15 protein-coding genes and 1 pseudogene are annotated in these 14,351 nt (G+C 65.0%); 3 read left to right on the forward strand and 13 right to left on the reverse strand.

From position 1 onward, the window contains the following. The first annotated feature begins 192 nt into the window (after positions 1 to 192). The gene (locus tag GWK61_RS44540) at positions 193 to 747 is read left to right on the forward strand and encodes a hypothetical protein (RefSeq protein WP_194918538.1); all 555 of its coding nucleotides are present in this window, start codon (positions 193 to 195) and stop codon (positions 745 to 747) included. 118 nt (positions 748 to 865) lie between these two features. On the opposite strand, the gene GWK61_RS44545 is transcribed toward GWK61_RS44540, so the two are convergent. Further along, positions 866 to 1,699 (reverse strand): hypothetical protein, encoded by an 834-nt coding sequence (locus GWK61_RS44545; RefSeq protein ID WP_194918540.1) that lies wholly within the window; start codon positions 1,697 to 1,699, stop codon positions 866 to 868. A gap of 22 nt (positions 1,700 to 1,721) precedes the next feature. Continuing rightward, positions 1,722 to 3,587 carry an acetate and sugar kinases/Hsc70/actin family protein gene (locus GWK61_RS44550; RefSeq protein ID WP_194918542.1) on the reverse strand — a complete coding sequence of 622 codons (1,866 nt, stop codon included), beginning with the start codon at positions 3,585 to 3,587 and terminating at the stop codon, positions 1,722 to 1,724. Positions 3,588 to 3,842: 255 nt separating this feature from the next. Between GWK61_RS44550 and GWK61_RS61715 the strand changes: the two genes are divergently transcribed. Further along, positions 3,843 to 4,121 (forward strand): DUF6003 family protein, encoded by a 279-nt coding sequence (locus tag GWK61_RS61715; protein ID WP_499703801.1) that lies wholly within the window; start codon positions 3,843 to 3,845, stop codon positions 4,119 to 4,121. 456 nt (positions 4,122 to 4,577) lie between these two features. On the opposite strand, the gene GWK61_RS44560 is transcribed toward GWK61_RS61715, so the two are convergent. From GWK61_RS44560 to GWK61_RS44590, 8 genes are all read right to left on the reverse strand, one after another. After that, on the reverse strand, positions 4,578 to 6,113 hold the full coding sequence (locus GWK61_RS44560; protein WP_194918550.1) for a Mov34/MPN/PAD-1 family protein: 1,536 nt from the start codon (positions 6,111 to 6,113) through the stop codon (positions 4,578 to 4,580). Next, positions 6,110 to 7,087 carry a HesA/MoeB/ThiF family protein gene (locus GWK61_RS44565; RefSeq protein ID WP_228563970.1) on the reverse strand — a complete coding sequence of 326 codons (978 nt, stop codon included), beginning with the start codon at positions 7,085 to 7,087 and terminating at the stop codon, positions 6,110 to 6,112. Before GWK61_RS44565 ends, GWK61_RS44560 begins: the two co-directional genes overlap by 4 nt. After that, entirely contained in the window at positions 7,084 to 8,499 is a 1,416-nt protein-coding gene (locus tag GWK61_RS44570; protein WP_194918556.1) for a tetratricopeptide repeat protein, read from the reverse strand. The genes GWK61_RS44565 and GWK61_RS44570 overlap by 4 nt, the downstream gene beginning before the upstream one ends. Continuing rightward, positions 8,492 to 10,084 carry a trypsin-like peptidase domain-containing protein gene (locus GWK61_RS44575; protein ID WP_194918558.1) on the reverse strand — a complete coding sequence of 531 codons (1,593 nt, stop codon included), beginning with the start codon at positions 10,082 to 10,084 and terminating at the stop codon, positions 8,492 to 8,494. Before GWK61_RS44575 ends, GWK61_RS44570 begins: the two co-directional genes overlap by 8 nt. Before the next feature lie 12 nt (positions 10,085 to 10,096). Then, positions 10,097 to 10,399, reverse strand: coding sequence for a trypco2 family protein (locus GWK61_RS44580; protein WP_194918560.1), 303 nt, complete (start codon positions 10,397 to 10,399; stop codon positions 10,097 to 10,099). Between the two features lie 499 nt (positions 10,400 to 10,898). Further along, entirely contained in the window at positions 10,899 to 11,027 is a 129-nt protein-coding gene (locus GWK61_RS59010) for a hypothetical protein (RefSeq protein WP_267254534.1), read from the reverse strand. A 37-nt stretch (positions 11,028 to 11,064) separates the two neighbouring features. Beyond that, positions 11,065 to 11,526 (reverse strand): SRPBCC family protein, encoded by a 462-nt coding sequence (locus GWK61_RS44585; RefSeq protein ID WP_194918563.1) that lies wholly within the window; start codon positions 11,524 to 11,526, stop codon positions 11,065 to 11,067. Between the two features lie 44 nt (positions 11,527 to 11,570). Continuing rightward, entirely contained in the window at positions 11,571 to 12,038 is a 468-nt protein-coding gene (locus GWK61_RS44590; RefSeq protein ID WP_194918565.1) for a hypothetical protein, read from the reverse strand. Between the two features lie 314 nt (positions 12,039 to 12,352). On the opposite strand from GWK61_RS44590, the gene GWK61_RS44595 reads away from it, so the two are divergent. Then, positions 12,353 to 12,646, forward strand: a complete 294-nt coding sequence (locus GWK61_RS44595) for a hypothetical protein (RefSeq protein ID WP_194918567.1) — start codon at positions 12,353 to 12,355, stop codon at positions 12,644 to 12,646. A 24-nt stretch (positions 12,647 to 12,670) separates the two neighbouring features. On the opposite strand, the gene GWK61_RS44600 is transcribed toward GWK61_RS44595, so the two are convergent. The 3 genes and pseudogenes from GWK61_RS44600 to GWK61_RS44610 all read right to left on the reverse strand — a co-directional run. Next, on the reverse strand, positions 12,671 to 13,282 hold the full coding sequence (locus tag GWK61_RS44600) for a YrhB domain-containing protein (protein WP_194918569.1): 612 nt from the start codon (positions 13,280 to 13,282) through the stop codon (positions 12,671 to 12,673). A gap of 210 nt (positions 13,283 to 13,492) precedes the next feature. Continuing rightward, the gene (locus tag GWK61_RS61115; RefSeq protein WP_194918571.1) at positions 13,493 to 13,729 is read right to left on the reverse strand and encodes a pentapeptide repeat-containing protein; all 237 of its coding nucleotides are present in this window, start codon (positions 13,727 to 13,729) and stop codon (positions 13,493 to 13,495) included. Positions 13,730 to 14,082: 353 nt separating this feature from the next. Continuing rightward, positions 14,083 to 14,253: pseudogene (locus GWK61_RS44610) on the reverse strand (IS5/IS1182 family transposase); the annotation flags it as partial. Positions 14,254 to 14,351 lie beyond the last annotated feature (98 nt).

The raw sequence follows: 14,351 nt of genomic DNA on the forward strand, positions 1-14,351 counted from the left end.
CCTCCTGCGTGCTCCGGACTCAACACCCACGAGCTACACAGAAGGCCCTGCCTTCATGCGTGCATTGACATCAAGTCACACGAACGAGAACACGCCACACGCCCTGTTCGGTTGAGCAACAGCCTCTGAGTGCATCAACCTTCCAAGGACGCGACATGCCGATCTTCCCGCTGGACACTGCGGCAGACCTATGTGCCGATCGCGTACCAGGAGGGGCACCACTGGTACGCCGGTGGTGTATCGGCTATCGGGTCCGTCGCGGGGCACGCTGCCTATGGCTACGCAGCCCACCAAGGCATCAGTGTGAACGCTCTGGCCAGCGCGCTCGCGCCCGCGCCGACTCCGCGGCGAGTGGGTGCCCTTGCGGCGGCTGTGCTCTCGTTCATCCCGGTGTTGGCGGTCGGCGTGTGGATGGCCCTGGCCGTCTCACACCATGTCGCCCCGGCGGGGACGGGGACGCTGCAAAAGGGCTCGTACGACGTCGGCGCGTGGCTGATTCCTGTGTTTTTCGCACTGCCGCTTATCGGATTCCTGGCGGCATTCCTGACGCGTGTCCGCGGGAACGCCCGGGTCCGCCGCGGCCAACCATTGGCATTTGGGGTCTGGAGCCACGGATGGCTGTGTCGACGGTGCGGAGGAGCGTTCTTCCCCGTCGGGACACCACTGGAGGTGCCGACGGGCGAGGTGATGGCGTTGGCCAGCTTCCGTCGTATCGTGTGGAGCGCAGGCGGCTACGCCTCTTCATAAGCTCCGAGGAGATGCCAAGCGCTGAGGCGATCGGCTTGTTCGGGCGGGGCGGCCAACTTTCAAAACCGATCGCCCCGCCGGGGAGGGCGGACATCGGTGGATATCCGGCCCGGTCTCGTTAGCGATGCTCCTGGTGTTCCAACGGTCGGGAGCGCCTTCTGCGGCGTTGCCGTCTGCGTGATTCGGGTCGGGTGTATACCAGTTGTCGCTGGTAGATGTCGTCGCCGACGAGGTATGCCGGAGCGAGGACGAATGACACAGGCGCGTCACCATCGCATGGCGGCCACGCTTCCTGGCCGGCTGGGTCTACCGTGCTGCCAGCTACAAATGCGTAGTCAAACCTGACACGGTTCTGCGTCGAGTTCAGCGCGACGATCCTACGGTAGAGGGCATCGGCTGCCGCGGTCTCCTGCGAGATGCGGGGGTAGACGGCAGAGGGAAACGTTTCTGGAAGGATGCGCGGAACGTGCTCGGCGGATAGCGGGCCGTGAGGGAACAACAGCGTACTCAGGCGCATGATGACCTTGGCAACCTGGTGCTGGGTTTGCACCCCGGGGTGCTGGTCGTCGAGGCTGAGGATGCGGCGGGCCAGGCTGTTCAGTCTTTGCTCGATGAACGCCCGGTGCTCACGGGCGAGGTGCAGATGCAGGCCGTGGATGTTGGTAGTCGTCATGCTGCGGTCGCGGGTGTGGGCGGTTCGGAAGGTGTCGAAGGCCTTCTGCAGCTGGGTTTGTTGCTCCCTATATGCGGCCAGTTCGTGGGTCATGGCTTGGATTCGCCGTTCGAGTTCGGTGCTGGTGTGCTCCAAGGTCTCGTACTGGCGGGTCACTCCGGCCAGCGCGGTCGTCAGACCGAGCTCGTGGCTGCTCGAAGGATTCCGGAACGGTTGATGGTGATCCCAAGGACTACTGTTCTCGTCGTTCCAGTAGGCAGGGTGCTGCTCGTCGTACACAGTCGGTGCCGGTCCCTTGGCTTTAGTAGTTGGTGTGGAAGGTCACGGTCGTCTCGATCTCTTTGCCGGTGCGGACGACGACCGCTCGTGCTTTGATCTCGGTTTCGCCGAAGAACAGGTAGAGCTTGAAGGCTCGCTCCTCCTGTGCATACTTCATGACCTTCGCCAAGCTGCACGTGATGGCGCCGATGCGGCGGCATCCCTCGTCGGTGACGTAGCGCGGATCGAAGTCAGGGCTGGAGTAGAGCTCGATGTCGACCGACTCCTGGCCGGGCTCAACGGGGAGGTAGCCGTGCACCACGTGTGAGCCGCTGTCGACGACCTCGTTCTTCCGGACGTAGACGTCGAACCTGTTGTCGCACATCACCCGCCCTTCGCTGCTGACGTAGCGGTGGGCGTCGTCGTCGACGCCGTCCTCGAAGAAGCGGGAGATCGCGCATCCGTAGGTCAACCGTGTTCTGCGAGCGCGTGTTTGTGGTTCGTGGCAGAAGTGGACGGCGCCGACCAAGACGGCAATGCCGGGGTTGGCCGGGATCAGAACGTCGGCCTGGTCGGCCACGTGATTTCGGATGACAGCCTGGAGATACGGGGATTCGGCGAATCCGCCGGCCAGTACGAGCACATCGCGTGGCGAGGTCGTGGTCCGCGATTCGGCCATAGCGGCGAATTGTTGGTCGATGAGCTCCAGGATGTCCGGGACCACGGTGTCGAACAGTTGGCGGGTCTCGGCGGCGGTGATGACGATGCTGTCGTTGGTGCCCTCTTGCACCCGGCTCAGTCGGCGCCGTGCGCCCTGGGGCAGGGCACGGTCCAGGGCAGTCGGGATCGACAGCCAGACCGGATCCTCTTGCTCCAGGCGGAAGGTCAACTTGGCCCGCTCCCAGGCGTCGGCCAGCTCAAGCAGCGCATCGGGCACCTCGGTGCGCAGCTGCTCCAGGATGTCGCTACGACCGAGGCGGGCGACCATCAGCTGTTCCAAGAAGGCGCCGTTGATGTAGTTGGAGCCGTGCTTTCCGCTGGTGACGGCACCGATCTGAACCATGCGGCCATCCGGGTCGACCTCGTAGGAGGTGATGTCGACGGTGCCGCCACCGCAGTCGACGACCATGAAGCGGGTCCCGGGAGTCCTCAGGGTGGTGGATTCGAGGCCGCCGGGTGTGTTGACCCCGGACAGTAGGGCGTAGTGCGCGGCCGCTTCCGGTTCCAGGGCGAGGATCAGCCTGCCGTCCTCAGCCGGCAGGCCGGCATCTCGTGCGATGCACCGTGTTTGTTGCTTCTGGTAGTCGGACCACAGTGCGGGCGTAGGCAGGCACCAGTCGATCTCGTCTTCGTGGTACCCGGCGTCGGCGATCTCTGACACTGCCTGCTGGTAGACGCGTCGCAGGCATGCCACGGCCAGGTCGTATGGTTCCAGGTCGAGGCCGATGGCTCTTGGCGCCGTCCGTACCGGGTCGGATTCCTGGGTCTCGCCCGATGGCTGCTCTGCCGGGACCGCCTCCAGGTCCTCGGCCTCATCCTCATGCTCGGTGGCTTGCTGGTCCGGCAGGTCCATCTTGAACCCGGTGTAGAAGCGCATCCCACGGCCGCCGGCTTGGCGGCCCAGCGTTTGCCAACGGCGTCGCGCCTCGAACCCGTTTGCCTCGACTGATCCGTCCGGCCCGATCAGCAGGGCACTGAGGTTCTTGGCCGTCAGCGTCGGCGCAGACTCCCATTGTGTGTTGATCGCAATATGCCGTTGCGCCGGTTCGGTGACGTCCTCCTCGACGATCGACCAGGCGAATCCGGTTCCGTAGGTGCCGAAGTCGACAGCCGCCTTGACGCGGGCCCGGCGACAGCTTCCGCCGACGGTTGGAGCGGGATCGTAGGGGTCTGTGCCTAGTGAGTTCACAGGCTGAAGGGTCCGGAACCTCGTACCTGCGGGCAAGTCAATAGCGGTTCTGATCTGCTATTTCACCCGCTTGGATCAAAGTGCGTGTTCAATATTGCACAGGATTGATCATTTCTGGGCTGCGCAATATTGAACACCGATCAGGGCTCCTCGGCGTTTCGCGAGGGGTATGTGGCGGCCGGGGCGCGACGATGTGTGAATCTGGCTTGCCAACATCCGATTGTCAGGGAGGTTCCGATGAGCACCGAGGGTCGCATGACGCCTACGGCACCGGGCAGTGGGATCTTGAACGTCAGGCCCTTGCTGGTAGAAGCAACGCCTGAGCAAGTGCAGCCGCTTACTTCGGACTACCATCGAGTCTTGAGGGAGTTGCAGGACTACGGCACGATGGTTGCCGGCCGCGACACGCTGTTCGTGCGGGCTCGGCAGGCCAGGATCACCGAGGTGAAGATCGCCGAGCTGACCGGGCACTCACGCAACACGGTGCGTAAGGTCCTCGCTGAGATGCGGTTGGCAGGCCACCTCAAAGACTGAGCGCACCGCAGGCCGGCTGGGAGGTGGTCAGGCTTGGCAAGCTCGGCGAACCGCCGGCGATGGTGATCGCTAGCAGTACGTCGCTGCGTCCGGTCCTGCGCAGTGCCAATCCAGCAGGATGTCTCGGGTCCGGGCACCGATGTACTCGGGGTCAGCAACGGGCGGGGCGTGGTCGTTACGAACGCCACCTACAACGGTTCGATCCCTCAGGCGACAACACGTCGTTCGGGTTCCAGGCGAGAGCTGCGGCAGCCGGCAATGTCCCACCTCGTTTTCAGAGGACTTTTCGCACCAGTATTTTCAGTTTCTCCAGCACGGTCCGAGTGATCGGTGATCACGAGGAGCCTTTCTGGCGTGTGGTCTCGTCGCGGCGTAGCGAACCGTCGGGCGGTCCGCTCGAATACCGCTGCGACCTTCAAGGGGGTGGGCGTGCTCGTGTAGGTGCGTTTCACTTACTCACGGACACGTCGGAGACATGACTGGGGTCAGCTGCTCGCCAACACGTTGGTAGCAGGTCACTGCGTCATGCGTGACTAGAGCTGTGATCTGCCATGTCCGTGGGAACAGGTCGCAGTGGAATGCGGTGTCGGCGGCTGACGGCTCGGCGGGCGCGTCGGCCGGATGGGTATGGAACCATCCCACAAGCCGCTGATCACCGAGGATCCGATGCAGCGCGATCAGCGAGTCTTGGGTCACGGTCCAGCTCGTGCGCGTCCCTTGTGTGTGTGAAGCCCTGACCGCCTCTGTGATGGTGACCAGCCAGTGTCCGTGTCGGCGGTCCACGGAGCCGAGAAGGAATCCGCCGTCCTCGACGTCTTCCGAGGCGTACTCGGCGAGTGCCAGCGTCTCGCTGATGTGAACCCGAACCGGCAGTGCGGAGTCGTGTTCGGTCCCGCGCCACAACGCGTCGTCTGGAGCGCCGAGCTGGACGTCCGTCCGGCTTGTCGGTTCGATCGCGAACACCGGCCGCGCTCGTCGGCCGAGCGCGGCCGGCGCTCCACCACGGTCGATGATCTGCCGTTGTCCGGCATCGGACACTGTCCAGGCTGCGGCCGCCAGATCTAGGAACCCGCCGCCGCCGAAGTCCTCAGGGCTCACATCATAGATCCGGTAGGAGGCCAGATCGATCAGCGCCCGGCAGACCACGTCCAGGGCCGGGCTCTCAAACGTGAGGCACACGGTGCCGTCGACGATGTTCGGGTGGAATACGGGCGAGAGCCAATCGACGGTCGGGTGTGTCACGGGATAACCGGGTGGGAGGGTGATCCGTACGGTGTGCCGGTCCGCCGGAATCGGCTGGAGCGGACGGGAACGTGAATCTGGCGGGCCGAATCCGTTGGCGGCGAAGGTGACGACGAATCGCGTGGCGAAATTCTGATCGTCTACTGAGTCCAGTGAGAACTGATTGGTCTCGATGGCGAAGCCAGAGATCTGGTCGCGCGCCGATTCCAGCGCGGCTAGCCGGGTCTCATAGAGGCCTGCGCCGGCCGTGGCCTGGATACCCACGCGAAGCACGTCGCCGTCTTCGACTCTCGCGCTGTGAACATCCGCCGCCGGATCGAGTCGCTCGGGATCGCGGCCCTCGCCGGGAAGCCTGTCGACTGCGATAGGCCGGCGACGCGAAGGGTCCTCGGGGTTCTGGCTGAGAACTGCGGCCGCGATTTCCTCAACGCGGGTCGTGGACGGAACGCCCGTCAGACTGTAGGAGGTGCCGTCAGGTCCCTCGACGACGATCTCGACGAGGAGGTAGGGGCGGTGGTCCGAGCGTGTGCAGGCGACGTCGACCCCGCGTTCGGTCAGGTTCTGCAACGCGGAGTCTAGTTCCGCACTGTCGCGGTAGCGAATGCTGATGTTCGTGACCGTCGCCGTCGCGATCAGCAATTCAGCTTCGGGATCGACGAACTGGCGGGCCAGCGCCAGGTGATCTTCGGGGTCCCCGCCTTCGAACGTCAACAGGGCCTGGTTCTCGGCGGGCTCCAGATCATTCGTCATCGTGATCGCTCCCCCAGTTCGAAGTACCTGTCCGCGCGGAGGGTGCCCCGGCGGGCCACCGGCAGGATTTCGTCTCTTGCGATACCTAGATCGGTGAGGCTCGCGCAGGAGGACGCCGTTCGTAGCAGCTGTCCGCCGTCAGGCAGGCTCGCCCAGGTGAAAGCCTCCTCGTCCGCGGCCATGTAGTCCAGCACATCCTGGACGGTGGCGACCGCGCCGATCTGTTCGATCTGTGTGGCGTCGAGTGACTCGTGGAGCGGGCATGCTGTATCCCGACGGAGCTCGGCCTGATGGACCGCCCCGACCGACTCGATGCGCGAGGCCTGGGCAGTCGGTAGCCCGAACAGGATGCGGAGGGCGGAAGTCGCCTGCCACGCTCCGACGAGAGCAGCGATCGCTGAAGATGCTCCGTGCGCGGTATCCGGAATGGGCGCGGCGCAGCTCCATGGATCGTCCTGCACGGCGCGTTGCTGCTCGGACATGCCGCACCCGAAGCACGCACCTCCAGGCCCGTAGTAGCAGACCTGCCCACCCCAGGGATGCGTGCCCGCATCGAGGAGCCCGCCGCCGACGGCGTTGCACCGGGCTGCCAGGCTGATGCGTGCCGCGACGCTGTCCAAGCAGCTGATGACGAGGTCCGCGTCCCGGAGTGCAGCCAGCCCGATGCCGTTGACGTGCGGAGCCACGATCGGCTCAACCTCGGTGCCAGGCGACAGATCCCGTAGGGCGTCGGCAGCCGCGTCGGCCTTGTACCGTCCAATGTCCTTGGCACGGAACAAGATCGTGCGACTCAGATTGGATTCGGCCACCATGTCCGGATCGCAGATGCGGAGCCGGCCGGCGCCCGCCATGGCCAGGATCCGGGCCACCTCGTTGCCTAGCGCACCCACGCCGATGATCACGACGGTCGCGGACCGGAGCCGCTCGTGCCCCCAGCCGGGGATCCCGTCGTGGCGGCTGAAGCGTTCCGTCATTGGTGTGCGATCTCTTCGAACGCCGTCCGGCTGGCTCGGGTCGCCGGGTGGTCCGGGCCCAGGACCGCCGTGCGGGCCTGGATCAACTGCTCGAACAGGAGCTCGGCTTCGTCGTCGCGGCCGAGGTCGGACAGCACCGTCGCGAGATTGTGGAGGGTCGTCAATGTGTCAGGGTGTCGGTCGCCTAGAACCCGGTGCCGCGCGGCCAGAATGCTGCGGAATTCTCCCTCCGCGACGCTGAAGTGCCCGAGAGCCGCCATCGTTGACGCCAAGTTGTGGCGACTGGCCAGGGTGTCGGGATGATCGGGCCCGAGAGTCGACTCCCTGCGGCGCTCAGCCTCGGCAAACAGCTCCCTGGCCTCAGAGAGCTGCCCTGCGTCGAACAGTCCGTCAGCGAGCGCCGACAGCGTAGCCGGATACTCTGGGGAGTCAGCTGGCAGGATTGCGGCTGCGGCCCGCAGGTGCGTCAGCGCCTCGGCGTGGTCGGCGTCGGCTCCGGTGATGGTGGACCTCGTCTGCAGCGCCGCCCCCAGGTTGGACCGTGCCAGAGCTTGGCTGGGGCCTTCGACGGCAGCGGCATCTCGCAGGGACGCGACGGCCTCGTCCAGATCGGCCATGCCGTTCGCGCAATGGAAGCGTCTCATGAGCGCGGCACCGAGGTTGGACTCGAGGGTCGGCCGGTGCGCTTCGTCTGGGGACGTCTCTTCCACAGCTTGTCTGAAGTTGGCGATCGCGCGGTTGAGGTCGGTCAGATCGTTGGTGACGTCGAACTGCGCCAACAGGTCGTTGGCGAGATTGGACAGGAACACGGGATGATCGGGATGGGACGCCGGCGTCTGGTCCAGGGCTGCTTCCCACAATGAGGTCGCTCGATCCAAGTCGGCAGCGTCCTGGGTGAGGTCGAAGCGGGCGCGCAGAGCGTCCGCGAGGTTCGCCCGGAGCTGCGCCGTGGCGTCGGAGGCGGCCGTCGACCCCACGGTGCCTATAGCGTCGGAACAGACCGTGATCGCCTCGTTGAGCACCAAGCGGTCCCCGGTGGTCCGGTAGATATCCACGAGACGTGTGGCCAGGCGGGACGTCGCGATAGGCCAGAGCGCGTGCCCGGCTGGCAGAGCGTGCGCCGCGTCCCGGAAGATCCCGAGGGCCACCTCCCTATAGCCGCGTTTCACGGGCATCCCGCGTGCGGCGGCCAGGCGTCGGCCCCAGGGCAGCGGTGGCGCCTGCGGGTGGGTGAGCTCCGTGAAATGGCTGGCCTCGTCGAGCAGGCTTAGCGATTCCCGCCACCGGCCCGACTCCAAGAGCTCGAGTCCTGCGTCGGCCAGCAGCAGCGCGGCTTCTCCACCATGTCGAACCGGGTCCTCCTTCACCAGTTCACGCAGCGTCGGGAGATCGGGAAACGAGTACTCAGTCATCCATGCCGCCCCCTCCGCGCAGGATCTGCTTCAGCGCGCGCTCCATCGACTGGGCGTCGTCGGCCTCGACTGTCTCGGTCTGGGTGCCGTCCCTTGTGGTGGTCCGCTGATAGCGGATGTGGGAGGCGGCCCGGACATCAGGCGTTTCGACAGACAGTGACCAGGCGACGGCCACCTTCGACTTCTGCAGATCGCCCCGCGCGCCGGTGCCTCGCATAAGTCTTGGCAGCTGCCGATCTCGTCGGAGGAACCGCTGGCTGTAGGCGTGACAGTCAAGCTTCGCCCGCCGCATGAACGCGACGGCCTGCGCCAAAGCCAACGGATGGAAGGCGAGGTCCGTGGCGAGGGCTTCAGCTTCCTGGACTGTACAGCCCGTACAGGACCGGATATACGCCGCCGCCTCGTCCGGACTGAACAGGCCCACCTCGACGACGCGGTGGTCCTGCCCGGCGGGTGGAGCGACGACCCCGTCGCGCACTGTGATCAACACTCTGCCGTTGGGACGGTCCGGCGGCCACAGAGCCTCCAGGTCCCCGGTATTCACGACATCGTCCAAGACCACGAGCCAGCGGCGGTGTGTGGTAGCCAGCCAGTGGGGGAACGAGTCGACGCCGATCGCCGCAGCTGCCTCCTGATAGATACGGAGGATCTTGTCTCTGCGGTCGGCGGACACCCAAACCACCAGATCGACGTCCTCGCCGCTCCACAGCGACCGGGCGTAATGGCTTGCAAGATGAGTCTTTCCGGTACCACCGACGCCTTCCTGATGGGACGTCAATACGACGCGCCCGCAGGCCTGGATCGCGGCCATCATGTCGAGACCGCACCCGAGGCGTGGGTGGTGGTCCTCGACCGGTGGCAGGGCGCCCACACACTGTGCCTCCGGCTTGGGCAGGACCGGAAGCCAGGCCCGGTCGACTCCGAGAGCCCGCCACCACCTCTCGGCGTCCGCCAAGTGGGCGATCCGCGACATCGGCGTGACGGTGAGCTGGGACTGGCCGTGACGCGGGTCGTGGGTCGACACCACGCCAAGGACATAGCCATCCGCCAGTACCGCAGCGCCGGACATGCCCGACCACGACGAGCGGCCGGGGGCAGCTTCAGCGGTGGGCGCATTGGCGAAGCGCAGAGTCAGCAATCGGCTGTAAAGGTCTTCGGCGGTTGGAATGACCCCGTTCACCTGGACACTCTCGCGCACGACGACATTCGTTCCGGTACTGAGCGTCTTGTAGTCGGGGAAACCGACCGCGAAGCTCTCGACCAGGCCCGCTCGGCCCAGTTCCCGATCGACCTGCGCGAAGCCGATCGGAGGGATGTCGCCCAGGTCCCCCTCCACCTCCAGCAGCGCGAGATCGGCGACAGCCGGATCCGCCAGCATAACTACTCGCGCGGTCCAAACCTGCTTGCTCGGTGGGAATCCCGGTGTCGTCCGGCGAACACGCGGCGCGCCGTGCTCGACTACGTGGCCGGCGGTCAGAACGAGACGTTTCCCGATCAGGAAGCCGGAGCCGGAAACCCATGGGCCCGTGTCGACCTCGTCTGAGCCGGCCAGGACCTCTACTACCCGGGCAGCTATCGGAATCATCGCTTACGCGGCCTAGCCAGGCATGGTCGAGGACGTGCTCGACACCTGAATGGCTTTCCCCTGAGCGTCGACGGGCGGCCCCAGGACCATCGAAATGGTCTGCATCGACTCCTGGGTGTCCGTCCCCTTCGCCCCGAACTCGAGGACCCAAAGCTTGATCTTCCCGCTGTCTTCGTCAGACTTGGTCATCCCTACCTGGAACTGGATGGTCACCTCGCCCACGGGGAACCTGATGTCGGCATGCTGTCCCGCCGACACGGCTTCTGTGAGTTCCTCGCGTATTCGCGCTATCGCCTCGACCAGCCCTATCTCCACCCTGACCCCCTCGCGGAACGAGCCCCAACGCGGCGTTGGTCTGAGCCGCCGAGGGAATCATAGCTTTGACTCGCTGAGTTCGACTGCCGACAGCGAGGACGAACCCTCCTCCGGTGATCAGTGTTCTGCGATCTTGCCGCGCCGGTCACTGACAACGACCCGTCTCATCGGAGAGCACCCCGGGGCCCGCACCGGCTCGTCACCTGAAAATAGACACCGCAGGTCAGCACGCCCAGACCGAGGGCCATGGTGGTTCATGGTGAAGATTTGCTGAAAAGTCTGGCACTCAGATGAAAGGCTCAATGAGAACCTTACAGGTCATTGAACTGGTGGAGCGCATGTATTCGAACCATGTTGTATTCTCCGTGCCTGGTCAGATCGGCCGAAATTCGCGGCCGTGCCTTGGTCGGTCGTCGGGGTTCGCGTTGTCAAGTGTTGGGTGGGGATTTCGGCGGTGGGGTCCTTTGTGTTTGCCGGCCCGCTCCGCTTCCGAGCGCGCTTACATGCGCGGCTGGCCGCGGGGGTACTTCGGATACTGCGAGTCGAACCCGTCGGGGTTGACGTTGTGGCTTGCGGCCCGGACCCGGTCTGGGCTGGGACGTGTCTCGACCGGCGGGTCGCGAATCATGGGGCGGATGTTCGCTGCGGGAAAATTGGGGACCGGACTACGCGGTGTCGCCGTGCGGGCGGTTGCGGGCCTCGACGGCTTTGATCGTGTTCTTCAGTGCCTTCCTCAGAACTCCCTTTCCGATACTGCCCACGAGCAGCCCCACTGCTTTGCCCTTGAAGTTCTTGCCTTCGCGGACCACGTCGACCGTCAGCTGGGTCGTCCCGTCGGCTTGTGGCGTGAGCGTGTATGTGTGGCCTGAGCGGCCGCCCCAGGTGTTGGAGTCGATGGTGGTCATCGTCACGTGGCGGGGGTCGGACCAGTCGTACTTCAGCCGTTCCCAGATGCCGTTCGAGCCTTCGGTGACGTCTGCGGAGGTGGGGCCCGTCTCGTGCACCTTCAAGTACTTGTCGGAGCTGTTGCCGAAGAGTTCCTGGCGGCCGGGGCCGAAATCCGTCAGGCCGGCCAGAAACTGTTCCGGGGTCGCGGTCGTCGTCTCGGTGAGGTGGATTGTCGGCATGGTTACTCCAGTGATGGGATCGAGGCCGGGATTCGGGCCTCGGTTTACATTTTCGCGTCGCCGGTCACGAATGGCGACGTCAAAGTGCCCGCGACGTTCACCTGAACGGGTCTACGAATCGCGTGCCTGTCGCGGTGTTCAGCGTCCGGCCGTTCCCTGGCGGCTTCCTCGATCAGGTCGGTGACCTGCTGCGGGTGGGAGATCATCGTCAGGTGCGAGTTGTCGACCTCCACGACGTGGAAGTGCGCGCGCCGGGCTTCGAAACGCTCCAGAGTCTCGGGCCGGGTATGTGCTCGTCGAGGCGTTCGAGCCAGTCGAGGAACACCGGTATCGCCGCCGGGATGGTGCGCAAGCCGTTGGCCAGGTCGCCCACCGTGTCGCAGCGCACCCCGACGGCGGCCAGGTCCCGGCGCGATTCGGATGTCGAAGCCGTCGCGCCCGTCGCGATATCGAGTTGGCAGGTCTTCCAGCCAGTTCTCGGACTGTGGCATGGATACGTAGTCATATGTCATGGTGCTGGCATACCTGTCGCGCCCCTGGCGTCGTGCTGGGAGTCAGCTCATTGAGGACCGGTCCTCGCACCTTATAGCTAGCCCCCCGCCAAGGACCGTAACGGCGGGAAGGGCGTGACGCTCCATGTCGGATCCTGAGATACCTGAGCAGCCTCCGCAGCCGGGCGGCCCGCAGGGGTTGAGCGGCAAGCGCAATGTGGCGATCTTCGGTGGGATCGGGGCCGGTGTCGTCGTGCTCGTCGTGGTCCTGGCGGTCGTGCTCAGCGGTGGGAGCACTGCAGCCGCCGGGCGGGAGGAAGACCGGAAACATCGGCGTGCAGAGCACGGCCGGCAGCGTAGTAGCAGCCTGGAACAAGGCCTCGCTCGGAGCCGCGATCATCGGGACCTGGGTCAGCGGAAACGACCTCGTCGTGATCACGCTTGAGGCCGTGACCGCCTTCAAAGCCGCCAGCGGCATACAGGACTGGCGATGGCCGGTACCGTCCGGTGAGAAGATCTGCCGCCTGAGCTCGACCACTTCAAGCCCCCGCGGCGCCTTCATCTACGGCACCAGCGACGTCTGCGGGAACCTCCAAGTCATCGACCTGACCACGGGCAAGCCGGTCTGATCCACGCCCGTCAACCTCTCCACCTCAGGTGGCGACGATCCCTCCGACAATCCGGTCGCTCTGTCCATCCAGGGCTCGTACCACGGACCAGCCCTCGGGCTCCGGGTTCGGCCCGCTCAGAGTGGCCACCGCCGAGTACTGCCGCACCTGCTGCGGAAGCAGCGCCAGCAGGTCCGAAGGCGGCTCCATTCCCGCAGCGACGGCATCGACATAGCGCCTGGCATCTACGGGCCCGAAGTCCCCGGCCGCACGCACCGCCTTGAACGCGTCGAACCGTCGGCCGAGCCCCGCCAGGCGGCTCACCTCCGCATCCAACGCGCGCGGCGGAACTTCACCTCGCACCTTCTCGCGATACTGGTCAGGCCACTCCAGGAAGTCCTCACACATCCACGGCACCACCCGATGCAGGCCGCCGTCCAACCCGTCGACGAGAAACGGCGCATTGCCGACCAGCATGTACTTGACATCGCCCGTCTCCACGAACCGCCGTGTGTTGTAGCCGATCAACCAACCCAGTTCATGCTGCTCAACGCCGGCCACGACAGACGGCTCGTCGGAGCGCACCGACCCGACCGACTCCCACTCGGCGAGCAGCCGCCGCTCGACCAGTTCAACCGCCCACTCGCGCGAGATCATAGAGCCAAAGTACTCAGGCCCAGGACAGCAGTCCCACCGATATTGCGCAGGCGCAGCTCAGGCGCAAACTCCGTGGGAAAGCGAAAGATTCAACGGGAACCTACAAGGGCCCTGTAGGTTCCCATCGAAGTCTTCAGTGGTCGCGGCGGTGAGCTGCGGCGGCTCGACGGGTCTCGCGTAGTTTTCAGTTGATCCTTCTCCTTGATGTTGTCAGTTTCTTCGGCGTCGCTCCCGACGTTCGGTGATCGCTATTTGTGTGGCTTGGCGTCTGCCGCCGGAGACCCACCCTGCCGGGTCTGGCGTCCAATCTGCCGGGATGCCCGTGGCTCCGGTCAGGTCAATGCTGGTGAGATCCACGCCATCCAGCCTCGTACTGGTCAGGTCGGCGTTCCTCAGACTTGCCCCGGCAAGGGTCGTGCGCAGCAGGTCACTTCCGCTCAAGTCCATTCATTCAAGGCTGCGACCTGCGACTCCTTGGCGTTCTCGATCGCTGATTACGCGTCACGTTTCTCAGCTCGGTGGCATTTCTTCCACTTACGCTTACGTCCGAATACACTCGCGAGGCGTTGCCTGCGATCCGCATGGTCTGGGTTCCGCTGTGGGATCGGACGAGGACAGCTGTCCCAGCTTGATGTCCGTAGCCGGGCGGAGAGGCGTAAAGATCTTCTGTGCGCTAACCTCGCCGCAGTTCTGCGACCTGCACGGTAATTGATCTACCCACTTGGTGGGGACGTGACCCAAATGAATGGTGACACATCTCTAGCAGTTCCCTGCGAACTAAGAGCGACCGAGGATAGGGGTCATTTCAGGCGTCGAGTGGTGGGTCGTGTGTCCCATCGGTAGCGGGTGCGGGCTTCCCGGATGAGTGCACGGACGGTGACGAACGCGGCGGCGAGGTAGAGGTAGAAATCGACGACCCGACCGTCGCGTTCGAAGCAGCGTCGGATCTTGCCGTAGCCGTTCATCCACGATGTTGGGTCGGCCGCGCGGCGAGGTTCCTGAACTGGTCAGGTCCTTTTTCCGCGCGGCCTCCCGCCGAACCGGACGTGACCGTTTACGGTCATCCGGC

The organism is Catenulispora rubra, from assembly GCF_015356825.1.
Classification (GTDB): Bacteria; Actinomycetota; Actinomycetes; order Streptomycetales; family Catenulisporaceae; genus Catenulispora; species Catenulispora rubra.